The organism is Proteiniborus ethanoligenes, from assembly GCF_900107485.1.
GTDB lineage: Bacteria > Bacillota > Clostridia > Tissierellales > Proteiniboraceae > Proteiniborus > Proteiniborus ethanoligenes.
Genome location: NZ_FNQE01000044.1, coordinates 1 through 16,787 on the forward strand (window position 1 = coordinate 1; position 16,787 = coordinate 16,787).

Annotated in this window: 20 protein-coding genes and 1 other annotated feature; of the genes, 16 read left to right on the forward strand and 4 right to left on the reverse strand. The window is 32.3% G+C overall.

What is annotated here, in order from left to right:
• Positions 1-334: 334 nt before the first annotated feature.
• Positions 335-544 (forward strand): hypothetical protein, encoded by a 210-nt coding sequence (locus BLV37_RS13890; RefSeq protein WP_091732796.1) that lies wholly within the window; start codon positions 335-337, stop codon positions 542-544.
• Between the two features lie 43 nt (positions 545-587).
• Positions 588-725: a hypothetical protein gene (locus BLV37_RS14875; RefSeq protein ID WP_208975280.1), complete on the forward strand. Its 138-nt coding sequence runs from the start codon at positions 588-590 to the stop codon at positions 723-725.
• 56 nt (positions 726-781) lie between these two features.
• Here the strand turns inward: BLV37_RS14875 and BLV37_RS13895 are convergent, their stop codons facing one another.
• The 3 genes from BLV37_RS13895 to BLV37_RS13905 are packed head-to-tail and all read right to left on the reverse strand — an operon-like array spanning position 782 to position 3,459.
• Positions 782-1,546 carry an ABC transporter ATP-binding protein gene (locus tag BLV37_RS13895; RefSeq protein ID WP_091732798.1) on the reverse strand — a complete coding sequence of 255 codons (765 nt, stop codon included), beginning with the start codon at positions 1,544-1,546 and terminating at the stop codon, positions 782-784.
• Positions 1,512-2,411, reverse strand: a complete 900-nt coding sequence (locus BLV37_RS13900; protein ID WP_091732800.1) for an ABC transporter permease — start codon at positions 2,409-2,411, stop codon at positions 1,512-1,514. The genes BLV37_RS13895 and BLV37_RS13900 overlap by 35 nt, the downstream gene beginning before the upstream one ends.
• A gap of 55 nt (positions 2,412-2,466) precedes the next feature.
• Positions 2,467-3,459 carry an ABC transporter substrate-binding protein gene (locus BLV37_RS13905; RefSeq protein WP_091732803.1) on the reverse strand — a complete coding sequence of 331 codons (993 nt, stop codon included), beginning with the start codon at positions 3,457-3,459 and terminating at the stop codon, positions 2,467-2,469.
• 93 nt (positions 3,460-3,552) lie between these two features.
• Positions 3,553-3,793, reverse strand: a binding site (T-box leader).
• A 188-nt stretch (positions 3,794-3,981) separates the two neighbouring features.
• On the opposite strand from BLV37_RS13905, the gene BLV37_RS13910 reads away from it, so the two are divergent.
• Positions 3,982-4,677 carry a hypothetical protein gene (locus tag BLV37_RS13910; RefSeq protein ID WP_244270558.1) on the forward strand — a complete coding sequence of 232 codons (696 nt, stop codon included), beginning with the start codon at positions 3,982-3,984 and terminating at the stop codon, positions 4,675-4,677.
• Positions 4,678-4,778: 101 nt separating this feature from the next.
• Here BLV37_RS13910 and ric read toward each other — a convergent pair whose 3' ends face one another.
• On the reverse strand, positions 4,779-5,501 hold the full coding sequence (gene ric, locus BLV37_RS13915) for an iron-sulfur cluster repair di-iron protein (protein WP_244270559.1): 723 nt from the start codon (positions 5,499-5,501) through the stop codon (positions 4,779-4,781).
• 256 nt (positions 5,502-5,757) lie between these two features.
• Between ric and BLV37_RS13920 the strand changes: the two genes are divergently transcribed.
• From BLV37_RS13920 to BLV37_RS13980, 13 genes are all read left to right on the forward strand, one after another.
• Positions 5,758-6,141 carry a NusG domain II-containing protein gene (locus tag BLV37_RS13920; protein WP_091732805.1) on the forward strand — a complete coding sequence of 128 codons (384 nt, stop codon included), beginning with the start codon at positions 5,758-5,760 and terminating at the stop codon, positions 6,139-6,141.
• 14 nt (positions 6,142-6,155) lie between these two features.
• Positions 6,156-6,665 (forward strand): Gx transporter family protein, encoded by a 510-nt coding sequence (locus BLV37_RS13925; protein WP_091732808.1) that lies wholly within the window; start codon positions 6,156-6,158, stop codon positions 6,663-6,665.
• Between the two features lie 21 nt (positions 6,666-6,686).
• Positions 6,687-6,938: a DUF4321 domain-containing protein gene (locus BLV37_RS13930; RefSeq protein ID WP_091732811.1), complete on the forward strand. Its 252-nt coding sequence runs from the start codon at positions 6,687-6,689 to the stop codon at positions 6,936-6,938.
• A gap of 8 nt (positions 6,939-6,946) precedes the next feature.
• The gene (locus BLV37_RS13935; RefSeq protein ID WP_091732813.1) at positions 6,947-7,525 is read left to right on the forward strand and encodes a nucleoside triphosphate pyrophosphatase; all 579 of its coding nucleotides are present in this window, start codon (positions 6,947-6,949) and stop codon (positions 7,523-7,525) included.
• A gap of 18 nt (positions 7,526-7,543) precedes the next feature.
• Positions 7,544-8,239, forward strand: a complete 696-nt coding sequence (gene radC, locus BLV37_RS13940; protein WP_091732816.1) for a RadC family protein — start codon at positions 7,544-7,546, stop codon at positions 8,237-8,239.
• Positions 8,240-8,268: 29 nt separating this feature from the next.
• Positions 8,269-9,303 carry a rod shape-determining protein gene (locus BLV37_RS13945; RefSeq protein ID WP_091732818.1) on the forward strand — a complete coding sequence of 345 codons (1,035 nt, stop codon included), beginning with the start codon at positions 8,269-8,271 and terminating at the stop codon, positions 9,301-9,303.
• Positions 9,304-9,315: 12 nt separating this feature from the next.
• Positions 9,316-10,155 (forward strand): rod shape-determining protein MreC, encoded by an 840-nt coding sequence (gene mreC, locus BLV37_RS13950; RefSeq protein ID WP_091732820.1) that lies wholly within the window; start codon positions 9,316-9,318, stop codon positions 10,153-10,155.
• 18 nt (positions 10,156-10,173) lie between these two features.
• Positions 10,174-10,674, forward strand: a complete 501-nt coding sequence (mreD, locus tag BLV37_RS13955) for a rod shape-determining protein MreD (RefSeq protein WP_091732821.1) — start codon at positions 10,174-10,176, stop codon at positions 10,672-10,674.
• A gap of 14 nt (positions 10,675-10,688) precedes the next feature.
• Positions 10,689-14,045: a penicillin-binding transpeptidase domain-containing protein gene (locus BLV37_RS13960; protein WP_091732824.1), complete on the forward strand. Its 3,357-nt coding sequence runs from the start codon at positions 10,689-10,691 to the stop codon at positions 14,043-14,045.
• Between the two features lie 99 nt (positions 14,046-14,144).
• A complete protein-coding gene (gene minC / locus BLV37_RS13965; RefSeq protein ID WP_091732826.1) occupies positions 14,145-14,810 on the forward strand; it encodes a septum site-determining protein MinC in 666 nt (221 codons plus the stop codon).
• A gap of 18 nt (positions 14,811-14,828) precedes the next feature.
• Positions 14,829-15,623 carry a septum site-determining protein MinD gene (minD, locus tag BLV37_RS13970; protein WP_091732828.1) on the forward strand — a complete coding sequence of 265 codons (795 nt, stop codon included), beginning with the start codon at positions 14,829-14,831 and terminating at the stop codon, positions 15,621-15,623.
• An 18-nt stretch (positions 15,624-15,641) separates the two neighbouring features.
• Positions 15,642-15,926, forward strand: coding sequence for a cell division topological specificity factor MinE (minE, locus tag BLV37_RS13975; RefSeq protein WP_091732830.1), 285 nt, complete (start codon positions 15,642-15,644; stop codon positions 15,924-15,926).
• Between the two features lie 25 nt (positions 15,927-15,951).
• The gene (locus BLV37_RS13980) at positions 15,952-16,371 is read left to right on the forward strand and encodes a methylglyoxal synthase (protein WP_091732833.1); all 420 of its coding nucleotides are present in this window, start codon (positions 15,952-15,954) and stop codon (positions 16,369-16,371) included.
• Positions 16,372-16,787: the final 416 nt, after the last annotated feature.

Genomic DNA, 16,787 nt, shown 5'->3' on the forward strand with positions numbered 1-16,787 from the left:
ACAATTAGTAAAAGAGATATCCCAATCTTAACCGCTAACTGCAACCTCGCATTATTAGCATTCATCTTTGAAAACTACCTTGCTGTTGGTCTAATCAAAGAGATGCAGCAACTGAAGTAAGCAGAATATGACGAGTAAGTCAGGAAGCATGCTCTCTAAGCAATAACCAAATGGTTTTGCAAGGTGAGGAAGAATTATCCTTCGCTAACTATTCTTAATTCTATTTTAGCATTAGGATATCTCGATTAAACATTGTAATTAAAATTAAATAAAAATAAATATGCTTAGACACCTGAAAATCTGGGTCTAAACATATTATACGAGGTGTTTGTATATGAAAAAAATTCTATGGGCTTTTGTAGGTACAATATTGATATTCTTTTTTTCTTTGATTGCTATTACTCCATTAATTATGAATATAGGTTATAGTTCTGTTGAGGGGTCTTATCATGCTGTAACACATGCGATTTTGCTTTCGCTAATATTCATTGTTATAGTATGCACAATTATGATTTTAGAAGAGATAAATAAAATAAAGAAATAATCTGATAATGTAAAATAGAACAATATCTAAGCATAGGTTACATTTGCGTGGTGAATGCACAGAAATTCCTTGTGAAAAGTTTTGGAAAAACAAAAATCCTAAGTGGACAGAAGAAGAGCATAAAAAAATAGTTGAAGATAGAGTAGTTTTATTGAAAGGATTATTTGTGAAGAAAAATTAAATAACAAAAGTAAAAAAGAGTTAATACTAGATGCCAAAGGGCATCTAGATTTTTTTTCAAGCCACTATTTGTACAAGCTTTTCTCTATATATTTGGATTAATTCCTCTTCTGTTACATTTATACTTGGTCTATCTAATACTACTATCCCACTATCTAGCATTATAATCCTATCAGAATATTCTATGGCATCCTTCATATTATGAGATATCATAATAGTTGTTATAGAATATTTATTTAATAACTCCTTTGTTTTTTGCATAATAACTGTAGATGTTTTAGGATCTAATGCTGCTGTATGTTCATCTAGCAGCAATAAATCTGGATGCTTCATAGTTGCCATTATTAGGGAAAGACATTGTCTTTGCCCACCAGAGAGGAACTTAACCTTAGTATTTAGCTTGTCTTCAAGTCCTAAATCAAGCTCTTTTAATAGCTCTACATATTTATCTATCTTATTCTTTTTTATAAGCTTTCTCAAGGTGAACTTTTCTCCTTTTTTATCTGCTAAAGATAGATTCTCTAATATGGTAAGGGAAGGAGATACACCCATAGACGGATTTTGATATACTCTACCTATGTGGATTGATCTTTTTTCTTCTTTTAACTCTGAAATGTCCTTTCCGTTTAGCAGTATTTCACCTTGGTCTAAGGCTATGCTTCCCCCAATAATATTAAGGAGGGTGCTTTTTCCACAGCCATTAGACCCAATTATTGCTGTACATTTATTTTTTTCTATTTCTAAGTTAAAGCCTTTGAAAATATCTATTTCATTATCTGTATTTTTGTTAAAGCTTTTCCATAGGTTTCTTATTTGTAGCATGATTGTCTCCTCCTTCTTTTTTTCTATTAGCAAATAAATCTGCTGCAAAATTATTATAAGAGATAAATCCTATTACTATTATTGCACTGATTGCTTTTAAATCTGTTGGATTTAAGCCTAAATCTATGGCAATTCCTCCAATTAGCTTATAAATCAATGCACCTAAGATAGCTCTTGTTGTAAGCTTAATCCATTTAGAATTCCTTTTTATTGTATCTCCAATTATAATTGAAGCTAGTGCTACTACTATAATAGAGCTTCCCATGGTTATATCTGCGAAACCTTGTACTTGAGCCATCATTGCTCCACTTAATGCTACTAGTCCATTAGCTATCATTAAACCTATAACTTTATATTTATCGCTATTTTCCCCTAGAGACTTTACTATGGACTCATTATCTCCTGTTGCAATTAATAGATAGCCTGTTTCAGTTTTTAAAAATAAATCTATGATTAATTTTATTGATAATACAATAATTAATAATACTACTATGGCAGAACCTAGGTCGAATATTGAGCCATAGCTAAAGAGAGGTATATTAGCTTTACCATTAATCTTGAGATTAGCAGAGTAAAGTATGGTCATGGTCAATATTCCTGCAAGTAAAGGCTTTATTCTTAATTTAATAAAGAGAATCGCTGTAAATAATCCTGCAAATGTACCAAAGCAAAATGCTAATAAAGTACTTATTAAAGGATTTAATCCCATAGATATAAACTTGGCGAATACAAAGGCTCCGAAGGGGAAAGTTCCTTCGACAGAGAGATCAGCCATATCTAATATTTTATATGTTAGTACTACCCCCATAGCTAAAACAGCAAATATAAGTCCCTGCTCTAAGGATGTTATTATTAATGAGTTCATTTTTGCACCTCCAAGCCTTTTGATTAGTTCCTTACTAGTTTAATATAAATAATTTCTACTCTCCTACCTTTATAGCATCTTTAAGCAAGGGTAAGTTTTCATCTAAACCTAATGCTTCTAAAGTTTTTTGATTTACAGTAGTTATGGTGGTTTCGGCTGTTCCAACAGGTATAGTAGAAGCATCTTTTTTGTCTACAAGAATTTCCTTTGCCATCCTTGCAGTTTGCTTTCCAAGTTCGTAGTAGCTAAGTCCATTTGTTATAAGTAAGCCACCTTTAACTTGTGATTCTTCTGCAGAAACTGTAATCATATTATTTTCTATGGCTACCTTTGATATTAGCTCTACTGATGATGCTACCATGTTGTCTGTAATCATATATAATGCATCTACTTTTTTTACTAAAGAGCTAATAGCTTGGGGAAGTTCATTTACATTGCTTACCCCAACAGGAACTACTTCAAGACCCTGAGCAGGAGCCAGCCTCATTACTTCTTCTATTTGAATTTGAGAGTTAGCTTCACTTGTGTTATATAAAATTCCTATGGTTTTAATACTTGAATTTATTTCTTTAAACATCTTCAATTGAGATTCTGTAGGCGCCATGTCAGATGTTCCAGTTACATTCCCACCAACTTTTTCCCAATCATGGACGATTTCTGCTTTGACAGGATCTGTTACAGCACTGAACAATACAGGTATATTAGAGGTAGATTGTTTAGCACTTTGTGCTGACGGTGTTGCTATGGCAAATATTAAATCTACTTCATCCTTAACAAACTTTTGAGCAATACTAACTGTGTTTGGAATATCGCCTTGAGCATTTTTATAGATTATCTCTGCATTTATTCCTAATTCTCTTAAACCATCCTCAAAGCCCTTCCTAGTGTCATCTAAGGCTGGATGCTCTGCCAGTTGACTAATACCAATAGTAAATATTTTTTCACCAGAGGTTTTATCTCCTCGATTGCTACTTGAACTACATCCTGATAAAACTAACATACCAACCAAAATAATTCCTATAATGCTACCTACTTTGTTTTTTTTCATTTTTCTTTTCCTCCCTTAATAATTGTTTTAAATTTCGGCTTTTAGGAAATAAAAAAATCTTTCGCTCCTATAAACACAGCCTTTAGCTGTATATATAGGGACGAAAGATTTTATATCCGCGGTACCACCCTGATTATGACAAAAAGTCATCACTCATTTAGACCTAACAGTCCTATCCCTTATAACGATGGGCCTTCGGATTCGCCTACTTGAAAAAGTCTTTAAACGAATCTGCTCAGGAGTGAATATTACATATCATCTTAATGTTGGCTTTCACCTGACCCAACTCTCTGTAATTAAGCTTAGATATCTTTCTCTCCGTCAAAGCATTTTTGTATTAAGGAATATGATAATACTTTAATATTATAATGTCAATACCTTTTTCAGAAAATTTTTAAAAAACAATTTACTCTTACAAGGTTATTTACTTAGACTTTTGATAAAAGCATATTTTAATTGAGATTTGGGTAAACATATATTACAATTTTAGTGTTATAGAAAAATAAAAGGATGGTGTTGGGTATGAAAAGGAAAATAATGAAAATCGTGTTGATAATTTTGGTTTTTATAATAATAGCAGCAGGTTGTACAGCGGATAATACAAACTTAGAGGAGGAGCTAAAGAAAAAAGAGGAGGAAATAAGCATCTTAAAAGATAAAAATAAGGCTTTAGAAGATAAAATATCTTCTCTTGAGTCTGAAGTAGGTGTTGAAAATACTAATAGCTTATTAATAAAAGTCATAGAAGTAATTGAACTAATAAAAGACAAGGATATGAAGAATCTATCTTCTTATGTTCATCCAGAAAAGGGACTTAGATTTACTCCTTATCCATATATAGACCTTCAAAACGACCAAGTATTTAAAGCCCAGTCAGTAGCTGAGCTTCTACAAGATACTAAAGTATATACATGGGGCAGCTATGATGGCTCAGGAGAACCAATAGAATTAAAATTTAATGATTATTATGATAAGTTTATCTATGATGCAGATTTTGCTAATCCACATATGATAGGAAACAATGTAACCATAGGAACAGGCAATACTATAGACAATGTAGATGAAGCTTATCCTAATGGATATTTTGTAGAGCTCTACTTTAAAGGATTTGAGCCTCAATATGAGGGAATAGATTGGAGAAGCTTAAAGCTAGTTTTTGAGGAGTTAAATGGAGCTTGGTATTTAGTAAGCATAGTACATGGACAATGGACTATATAAAATGAGAGGCTGTCTTAAATGGTGTAGTATCATACTAAGACAGCCTTAGTTTTACTAGTTTTATAAATAACACTGGCTTATTTGGTATTGATTTTAGAGAATTAGATAGAATTTTCCTTTTTTAATCTTTCATGCATAATATTATTTTCTAGATGAATATGCTGGAATAAATCTGACTCTATGTCTTGTAATTTTTTATAAGTAAGCTCAAAGGTGTAACAGCCTGTAGGAGGAACAGTATATTGATCAGTAGCCTTTCTAAGCTCTTTTATTATATCTCCAGCAGTATCATGCTCATTTTCTGTACTTTCGATTTCTTTTGCAATTTTATCCAATAAATTCTTTGATGGGTTTTGTTCATATTCTCTAATCATAGGGAACAATATTTCCTCTTCCTTAACAAGGTGCATTTCTAATTCGGATTTTAATTGAGCAAACAATTTATGAACCTTTGTTAATACCTCACCGCTATCAATAAAGTGAACTTTAAGTATTTTAGCTACTAGCTTTTCAGTATCAGGCAATTCCTTTTTTAAAAATGTATGGTGAGTATTGACTATAAAATCAATTATATCTGAATATTTTTCTGTTCTCCAATCAGTGTCTCTATTTATTTTTGACCTATATTCTTTATACAAGGCTTCTAGTTGTTCAATAATTTCTCTTAAGGCTAACCCCTTTTCTTTAGCTGCTTCTTCTAAGGCTTTGTCTCCTCCACAACAAAAATCCATTTGATTGTGCATAAACACTTCAGACGCCTTTGGAAACATTGCAACGATTTCGCCTAGCTTTTGAGATTTATTAAAAATTCCCATTGTCAACATATTAAATACCTCCTGTATTTATCTTTATATTTATTATAATTCTACATGCAATAATTAATATGTGATTGAAATCAAAATAATGGGTTAAACTTTATTCTCTAAAGCCCTTCTAAACAAAAATTACAACTTGTAAATGAAATATGGAAATGGTAAACTTATGATGTGATAATATGTATTTTTCATGGTTTTTTTAGTTCTAAACGCACATTGATATTATTTAAGATTATCTTATAATAATGTAAAAAGGATGTATGACATGACTAGATGGGACAAGTATCTTATTGTTATAGTATTGATACTAAGCTTAGTAGGTATATATTTTGTTAAATACTATGCTACTAATGGTGAAAACAAATATATAAGTGTTCAAGTAGATGGAAAAGAGACAAAAAAAATTTCTTTTGGTGCTAATATGATAGGCAAAACAATTGACATAGAGTCTGAATTTGGCTATAACAAAATAGAAATTGGTGATGGTAGAGTTAGGGTTATAGAAGCTGATTGTCCTGATAAACTTGATGTAAAGCAAGGCTGGATATCAGGACCAGGCGAAGTAATAGTATGCTTGCCCAACAGAATGGTAGTAGAAATAAAATCACAAAAAAATTCAAATGATGAAATAGACTATATCAGTCATTAGAAAAGGGTGAGCATATGACAAGACTTAGAAAAATTGTATTTATATCACTATTAGTTTCTTTAGGGCTTGCCTTAAGCATAATAGAATCAATGATACCCTTACCTATACCGCTACCGGGCATGAAACTCGGCCTAGCTAACATTGTTTGCTTAGTAACATTAGTTATATTTGGCTATAAGGAAGCTTTTGTTGTGGCGATACTAAGGACAATAGCATTTGCACTTGCTACAGGAAGCTTTTCAGGCCTTATATATAGTTTTTCTGGAGCAATACTTAGCACATTGGCAATGACAATAGTTTTTAAATATCTTTCCAATTATTTCAGCTTAATAGGCGTCAGTATTTTTGGGGCAATATTCCACAATGCTGGACAGCTTTTAGCAGCTAGTCTAATAATGGAAAATTTAAAAATATTTTCTTATTTTCCTTTTATGACAATATTGAGTCTTTTTACTGGATATTTTGTAGGATTAAGCTCAATACTTATAACAAATAACATGAGAAAAATACTAGGAGAAACTTAAAGCAAACGTAAGGAGGTAAACATGAGAGCAAAAAACAGGAATTTAGCAGTTTTATTTGCACTAATAGTTGCGGGAGTAGTGCTAGGTGGAATTATAGGTGACCTTTTAAGCGATAAGATTCCTTTACTGGCCTATAGTTATCCTATAGGATTTAAAACTCCCTTACACTTAGATTTAAGCGTAATTGAACTTACATTTGGATTAGTTATTGACATAAACATAGCTAGTGCTATTGGATTTTTAATAGCATTTGTAATGTATAAAAGATTATAGGTGAATGTATGAAAAATATAATATTAGCTTCGTCATCTCCTAGACGAAAAGAACTATTAAAGAGATACAATCTAGATTTTGAAATTATAGCAAGCCAAATAGAGGAAAGAGTTTTACCTTATGAAGAGCCTGTTCAAGTAGTTATGACTTTAGCATTTCAAAAGGCTGATGATATTGCTAAGAGAATTAATAAGGATGCTATAGTAATAGCAGCAGATACAGTTGTATATTTGGACAGTATTTTAGGCAAGCCAAAGGACGAAGAAGATGCTTTTCATATGCTAGGCAGTTTAAGTGGCAAAGAGCATTTGGTTATTACAGGCCTTGCATTAATAGATACTAGTATAGGGAAAAAAATTGTTGATTATGAAACTACTAAAGTAAAATTTAGAGAATTAACTCCTGAAAAGATTAGAAGCTATATAAGCACTGGGGAATACAAGGATAAAGCTGGAGCTTATGGTATTCAAGGCTATGGAGATATATTAGTAGAATATATAATAGGACCCTATTCAAATGTAGTAGGGCTCCCCATAGCTAAGCTAGATAAGCTTTTAGAAAAGCATTTTTGTATGAAAATTCTTTAAAATTCTTTAGGAGGGGCTATGGGGAAAGATTTTAGCTATACAATTAAGGATTTACCAGAGGATGAAAGACCAAGAGAAAAACTTTATAAATACGGTCCTAAGGCATTATCAAATACCGAATTGTTGGCTATAATAATAAGAACTGGCAATAGAGAAAATACAGCCATAGAGATTAGTCAAAAACTCTTAGTAGGTAAAAAAGAAGGTATTTCTTTTTTAGCAAATACAAATTTACAAGAGATAACAAAGATAAAAGGAATAGGCAAATGTAAGGCAGCTCAAATACTGGCTGCTGTTGAACTTGGTAAACGAGTTATGTCAGAAACAAATTCGGATAAATCAAGAGTAACATCTCCTTCTGATATAGCTGATATTTTGATGCTAGATATGGGTCATTTGAAAAAAGAGCATTTTAGGATAGTTATGCTGGACACTAAAAATGGGATAATTGGTATAGAAGACATATCCATAGGAAGCTTAAACTCTTCAATAGTCCATCCAAGGGAAGTATTTAAAGAGGCTATTGCTAAGAGTAGTGCTTCTATAATTCTTGTCCATAATCATCCAAGTGGAGATCCTACACCTAGCAAAGAAGATATAGCAATAACTAGAAGGCTAAGCGAAGGAGGAGAGATTTTAGGAATTAAAGTATTAGATCATATAATAATTGGAAATAAAAAATATATAAGTCTAAAGGAAAAAGATATACTATAAATTTTTTACTTAGGAAGGAGCAAAAGAAGATGGGAATATTCAATTTATTTACAAAAGACATGGGTATTGATTTAGGAACTGCAAACACTTTAGTGTTTATTAAAGGTAAAGGTATAATAATCAGAGAACCTTCTGTCGTTGCAATACAAACTAATACTAAGGAAGTCTTAGCAGTAGGAGAAGAAGCAAAAAGAATGATAGGTAGAACGCCAGGACATATAGTGGCTATCAGACCTTTAAGTGATGGTGTTATTGCAGATTTTGATATTACTCAAAGTATGTTAAAGCATTTTATTAAAAAAGGTAATCGAAAAGTTTCTATTTTCCAACCTAGAGTAGTGGTATGCGTTCCTTCTGGTGTAACTGAGGTTGAGAAAAGAGCTGTGGAGGAGGCTGCTGTTCAAGCAGGTGCTAGAGAAGCTTATCTTATAGAAGAGCCTATGGCTGCGGCTATTGGTGCAGGACTTCCAGTACAAGAGCCAAATGGAAGCATGGTAGTAGATATTGGAGGAGGTACAACTGAAGTTGCTATTATTTCCTTAGGGGGAATAGTTACAAGTAAGTCAATAAGAGTAGCTGGAGATGAGCTTGATGAATCTATAGTCTATTACATTAAAAAAGAGTACAATTTAATGATAGGAGAAAGAACTGCTGAAGAAGTTAAAATACAAATAGGCTCTGCGGACTTAGCTTCTAATAAAGATAGAAAAATACCTGTTAGAGGAAGAGATTTAATCTCTGGACTACCTAAAAACATTGAAGTAAGCTCATCTGAGATTCATAGTGCAATGAAAGAACCTATAGCTAATATTATTGATGCTATAAAGTTCACCTTAGAAAAAACTCCACCTGAGCTTGCATCTGATGTTATGGAGCAAGGAATAATGCTTACTGGTGGTGGAGCACTTTTAGATGGTTTAGATAGACTTATAAGAAAGGAAACAGGCATGCCTGTCCATATAGCTGAAAATCCTCTTGATTGTGTTGCAATAGGGACAGGAAGGGCTTTAGAAGATATAGATACTTTAAAAAGAATTACAAAAAGTTCAAGAAAGTTAGGATAAGTGGTGATATTTATGACCATATTTAAAAAGATAAAGGGGAGAATGATAGTAGCTATTGTTACTATCATTCTAATTGTAATTATCGGAATATCTGGAAGTAACAGAGAAAAAATAACATCCTTTGAAAACTTTATAGGCAATCTAATTACTCCTATTCAAAAGGCTTTTAATAACGGCGGAGAATCTGTTGTAGGAGCCGTAAAATCTGTAGGAAGCATGACACAACTAAGAAACGAAAATCAAGAGCTTAAAGAAGAAGTTGCTAAGCTAAGGGATAAGGTTAGAAGCTATGAAGATATAGTTAGTAAATCAGAATATCTAAGAAATGCAGCTATATTGAAGGAAAAATCAAAATTTAATCTTGTCCAGGCCCAAATAGTCGGCAAGGATCCTGGTAACTGGTTTGATAGGTTTGTAATAGATAAGGGGACAAAGGATGGTATTAAAAAAGGTGATGCTGTAATACAAGGAATAGAAGTAGATGGAAATGTTATTACAGAAGGTTTAGTTGGAAGGATTGTTGAAGTAGGAGATAATTGGGCTAAGGTTATTGCCATAATTGACGGAGGCAGCAGCTTAAGCTTTAATGTAATAAGAACTCAAGATGGTGGAATAATCAAAGGTGATTTTGAAGAAAATATTTCAGGATATCTTTTTGATGCTAAAGCTGATGTAGTAAAGGGAGACAAGCTATTAACTTCTGGATTAGGTGGAATATTTATTAAAGGATTATATATTGGGGAGATAAGTGAGATTTCTAAGAATAGCGATGACCTTTTAGTAAATATAAAAGTAAAACCAGCTATTAACTTTAACAAACTTCAGGATGTTTTCGTTATAACTGGAAAATAGGTAAAAGGGGTAAATACTTTGAGATACTTTGTAATAACTATTATAGGAATAGTGAGCTTTTTAATACAATCTACCATATTACAACATGTAAGGATATTTGGCGTTATACCCAATATTTCTTTAATTATTATTGTTTGTCTTTCTCTTTTGGCAGGAAAAAAGACTGGCAGCATTTTAGGTCTCCTTTTAGGTTTTCTGCAGGATATAGTTTTTTTTGACGTGATAGGAGTACATGCATTGATTTATTTTATTATAGGCTACTTAATTGGTCTTACAGACAAAAAAGTCTTTAAGGAAAATCTATTTTTGCCTTTCATCTTCACTATTATGGCAACATTTGTTTTTCATGTAATTTACTTTGTATTTATGTATTTTTCATCTATAAATATTGATTTTACAAAGCTTATAACTAATATTGTAGTACTTGAATCTATTTTCAATTCATTATTGTCTATTATTTTCTATAAGCAATTTTTGAAACTATATCGACAGCCGCAAATAAGCTTTGGGAAAAAGTAAGGAGGTGAAAGAAAGTGAAGTTTATTGAAAAAATAAAAGATAGATATAATATACTTATCTTTCTTACCTTTATTATATTTGCTGTATTAGCATTTAAATTAGCTTCCTTAACAATAGTAGAGGGGGAAGAAATGAGGAGGATCTCCCAAAATAAAAGAGTAAAGCAAATATCTATCACCGCACCTAGAGGAGAAATAAGAGATAGATATGGAAGGCTGCTAGCAGGTAATGACCCAAGCTTTACAGTCCAAATTATGAAGGACGAACTTAATATAAAGGATTCAGAAAAAAGAAATAATGCCATTTTAAAGCTAATCAGGATACTTGAGGATGATGGGGTAAATTATATAAATGAGTTTCCTATTGAGCTAAATTATTTTTCATATAATAGTGAGCAGATGTATCTTGAAAGCATTAAAACACCTTATGAACATGTTATAGATATAATCATGGAAAATAATCTTGTAGGAGAACTGCTAAACACCACAATGGTGATTAGTGACCGTGAAGAGAAAAGATTTTTTTTCACCGGGAGAAGAGCAGTAAATATATTAGAAAATGAAGGCATTGCTATGCCTATTGTAATAGATTTTGATGATGATAATAATGTAACTTTTGATTTTGATTCTAATGTAGACTTAGGAGCATGGAGGAAGGACTATAATATATCAGAAAGTCAAGCGGCAAAGGACGTGTTGCTTTCAAAAATATCAGAAGATAAAAAAATACTGGCTAAGCTTATTAGGGACCCAGTGGTAGGGGAGCTTACTTATGAGGTTCTCAAAAATCATGGGTTAAACGAGGACATAGCCTTATTTTCCTATACATTTACCTTTGATGAGGACTATAAGGCAGCAAAAAGAAATTTAATGAAAAGCTTTAAAGATATAACAATGGATAGCTCCGCAAAGAATGATTTTTTAAGCATTGTTTTGCAGACAGATGCTAAGTTTGAAATATTATCAAATATGTTTATTAAAACAGAAGATGACAAGGAAAAGGAAAGAACAATACCTGGAGAAATGCTAATAAAAAAATTAGAAGAAAACAGTATTGATATTCCTGTAGAAATGACTTTAGATGAAGAAGCAAGAAAAGTATATTTTAAATACAAAAGTGATAAAGAGAAAGAGAAATTCCATACTGTAGAAAAAATCGAAGGTGAATTATCTGCAGTTGAATCTTTAATATATTTAGCTAGCAAACATAATATTATGATTGATATTATAACAGATGACAAAGTAAAAGGTATTGCCCAGGAAAAAGTTTTAAATTATATAAATCCTAGAATATCTATTGCAAACTGGGAATATGTAGCACTGAATAATAAAAGGAATTGGCTAAATGAATATAAAGTCTCAGAGGAAAGTAGTGCTGAAGAAGCATTTGAATCTCTAAAAAATAAACTTAAGATAGATGAAGAGCTAAACAAATATGAAGCTAAATCTATTATGCTAGTTATAGAGCAAATGAATAAGCAAGGACACAGAGCATATCAGCCTATAAACTTGGCATATGGGATTAGAAACAGTACTGTAGCAAGGTTAGAAGAAAATAAGTTTGATTTGCTAGGGGTAAGTGTTTCTATAGAGCCAGTAAGATATTATCCTACGAATGAGACAGCAGCTCATATTCTGGGCTATTTAGGTAAAATATCTCAAACTACAGAGATTAAAAAGTATATCGATGAACGAGGCTATTCACGTAATGACATTATTGGGAAAACTGGAGTAGAAGAAAGCTTTGAAGATTATTTAAGAGGCACAAATGGAACTAGACGAGTGGAAGTAGATGTTCTTGGTAACACAATAAATGTTATAGATGAAGAAAAAGCTATACCAGGAAATAATTTATACCTAACAATTGATTTAGAATTGCAAAAAGTTGCGGAGGAGGCACTTAAACAAGCCATTGAACAGATACAAGTAGGCGGAGAATTCCAAAGTGAATGGGGGAATTATAGATATTCAACTCCATACAAGAACGCTACATCAGGCTCTGTAGTTGCAATAGATGTAAAAACAGGAGAAATTCTTGCATTGGCTAATTATCCTGCATATAATCCAAATCTCTTTGCTACAGGAATATCAGATGAAGACTGGCAAAGTCTAATGCCCGAGCATGAACAAGATCCATTGGCACCTAGGCCATTATACAATATTGCATTGCAAACGGCAATTCAGCCAGGATCTATATTTAAGATGATAACAGGGTTAGCTGCACAGGAAAAAGGAATAAATGCAAATAAAAAAATCTATGACTATGGCTATGTAGAAATAGGGAATGGAACCTTTGGTTGCTGGCTTTGGAATAGCAATAGAGGATCACATGGATGGGAAAATTTAGCTGAAGCTATAAGAGATTCATGTAACTATTATTTTTATAGTGTTACAATGGGTAGAAACCCAAGAAGTGGCGAAGCTCTAGGTGGGAAAGTTGATATAGAGGATATACTTAGAATTGCTACTGAGTTTGGCTTAAATGATAAAACAGGAATTGAAATAATGGGAGAAAGAGCAGTAGGTGTTCCCGATACAAACTCAAAAACTAATAATATTAAAATAGGCCTTCGTAGGTTTTTAAATGCTAATATTAGAGATTTTATTAAAGAAGAGAATACTATAGATGAAAATGACATTAGAAAGGCTGTAGATGAAATAGTAAGTTGGGCTGAGTTTGAAGAGCCTCTCAGCAAAAGAGAAGTAGTTAGAAGGCTTGATAAATTAGGCTTCAATGGTGAAAAGAAAATTGAAGGAAGTAGAGAAGACTTAGCAGATGTAATAAAATACACTTACCTAAATCAATCAGGATGGAAGCAAGCAGATACACTTAATATATCAATAGGGCAAGGACAAAATGCCTATACCCCTATTCAAATGGCAAATTACATGGCTACTTTGGCAAACGGAGGATATAGACATAATGTCAGTGTCATATCTAAGGTGGAAAGTCATGATAATTCTAAAACTGTTTATAAACCAGAAAGAGAAACTAATAGAGTTAATTTAAGTGATTACAATTTTATTAATGAAGTTAATAAAGGACTAGGCATGGTTTCCAGTGATGGTACAGCAAGGACCATATTTAGAAACTTCCCAGTTAAAGTTGCAACTAAAACAGGTACAGCACAAAACTCAGGAACTAATCCTGTTACAGGAGAAAAATATGATAACTATGCTTGGTTTGTGGCATATGGACCTTATGAAGAAAATAACCCTGAGGCAGCTGAAATTGCAGTGGCAGCAGTAATATTTCAAGGTGGAAGCGGTGGTTATGCAGGACCAATAGCTAAGGAAATAATCGCTCAATACCTTGGGTTAAATTATAAAGAAAAGGATGAGTTCTCTGTAATAAATAAATTGGCTCAGTAGTTTTTACTATGCCAATTTATTTTTATTACATACTTAAGAAGGAATTATTCTATAAATGAAGAATAAAAATAGTAGCTGTATACTTTTGGAGGGTGATAAATGAATCAGAGCTTAGTTACATTTAAAGGAAAGAATAATGGAATATATATTTATGTCAAAGAAGGAAGCTTCCAAGAAATAAAAGAACAATTAGATTTGAACTTAAAAAAAGCGGGTTCCTTCTTTAATGGTGCTAATGTAATAAGTATAAAAGGTAAGAAACTATCACCAGAAGAAAAGGAGGAATTAAAAAGCTTAATTATTAACAAATACGGACTTAATGTCGATGATATTAATGATGATATGGATGATAGCATTGATGAAGATATTGAAGGAGATATAGAGCATTATACAACGCAAAGGCAATTTTTTGAAGGAATAGAGGAAGGATACACAAGGTTTGTACGAGCTACTATAAGATCTGGTCAGTCTGTAGAATATGCAGGGAATGTGGTTATAATAGGAGATGTAAATCCAGGGGGCATTGTAATTGCAAGTGGTAATATAGTTATACTTGGTGCACTAAGGGGAATAGCACATGCAGGCTGTGATGGCAATAGAGAAGCTATAGTTGTAGCTTTTAGCTTACAGCCAACTCAGTTAAGGATAGCAGATATAATAGCAAGAAAACCTGACGAGGAAGTAGAGGCTTCAAAATGGCCAGAGATAGCAAGAGTGGAAGAAAATGCAGTACTTATAGAAACTTATTTGCCAAAAAATAAATAATATAGGAGGCTTAGCTTTATGGGAGAAGTAATTGTTATTACATCAGGAAAAGGTGGCGTAGGCAAGACTACTACGACAGCTAATATAGGTACAGGCTTAGCAATGGAAGGTAAAAAGGTTGCAATAGTAGATGCGGATATCGGACTTAGAAATCTTGACGTTGTAATGGGGCTTGAGAATCGTATCGTTTATGATATTGTAGATGTGGTAGAAAAAGTTTGCAGATTAAAACAAGGACTGATTAGAGACAAAAGATATGAAGGTTTATTTCTTCTACCTGCTGCTCAAACAAAAGACAAGAATGCAGTAAGTCCGGCTCAAATGATTGAACTTACTAATGAACTAAGAGAAATGTTTGATTATGTTATAATAGATTGTCCTGCAGGCATAGAGCAAGGATTTCAAAATGCAATAGCTGGAGCTGATAGAGCTTTAGTAGTTACTACTCCTGAGATATCTGCTGTGAGAGATGCAGATAGGATAATTGGATTACTTGAGGCCAAAGGCTTACATAACCCTAAGTTAATCGTAAATAGAATAAGACCTGATATGGTTAAGAAAGGCGATATGATGAATATTGATGATATGATAGACATTTTAGCCATTGACCTTATAGGAGTAGTTCCAGATGATGAGGCTATAGTTATCTCTACAAATAGAGGAGAACCTGTTGTTATTGATGACAAAGCACTTTCAGGACAAGCATATAGAAATATTGCTAAAAGAATTATGGGAGAAGATGTGCCCTTGTTAGATTTAGATGTAGATGAGGGAGTGTTTGGCAAGCTTAAAAAATTATTTTTTGGAAAATAGTAAAAAGGAGGGGTAAACATGGACTTATTTAAATTATTTGGTAGAAGCGATAATAAAAGTAAAAACGTGGCAAAAGAAAGACTAAAGTTAGTTTTAATTCATGATAGAGCGAATATTTCTCCTCACTTTTTAGAAATATTAAAAGGGGACATAATAAGGGTCATATCAGACTATATGGTAATAGATGAAGAAGGACTAGATATAAAGCTAACTAGAACTAGAAGGGAAAGTGATAACACTCCTATTCCTGCTTTAATTGCCAATATCCCTATACTTAAAATGAAAGAAGGCTCTATGAAGTAAAAGGACTATTTAACTGGAGGAGATTATGAATATTGCATTAATAGCTCATGATAATAAGAAAAAGCAATTAATTAACTTTTCTATTGCATATAAGAATATTCTTGAAAAGCATTGTCTTTTTGCTACAGGAACTACAGGTAAATTAATTGGTGAAGCCACAGGGCTTAATATTCAATGCTTTATGTCAGGACCATTAGGAGGAGACCAGCAAATAGGTGCTAAGGTTGCAAATAATGAGATGGATTTAATAATATTTATGAGAGATCCATTGACAGCTCAACCTCATGAACCTGATGTACTGGCTTTATTAAGACTAAGTGATGTTCACGCTATACCTATTGCTACTAATATTGCAACAGCAGAGCTTTTAATCAAGGCGCTGGAACGAGGCGATATGCATTGGAGAGAAATAATAAAGCAATCTAAAAAACATAACAAAAAATAATAAGTTCAAAAAACCTATGTTTCACTAACCCGTGAAACATAGGTTTTTTAATGTAATAAAATCACCTACATAAAAATATTAATATATTAAATAGAGATGAGCATAATTAATAAAATTTGACTAGAGAAACTTTAAAATTAAATATCAAATATATACTCATCTAGAACAGACATAAAATAATAGGTTTTGTCTTGAAAATGGAAATTTTAAAAGAAAATAAAACAAAAAGTGCATAGCAAAGCTAAGGTTGGTATTTCTGAATTCTAAAAACCAAAAGAGTAAGCTCTGAAATTACTATGAAGCTTTTTTAAACTTAGTTAAGGACCTAATTTTATCCTTTTGATTATCAGCAATAGCCGCAAGGGCCAAGGATAAAAGTGTAATATGACCTAAAGTATTTAAATTAGTAATAGAAT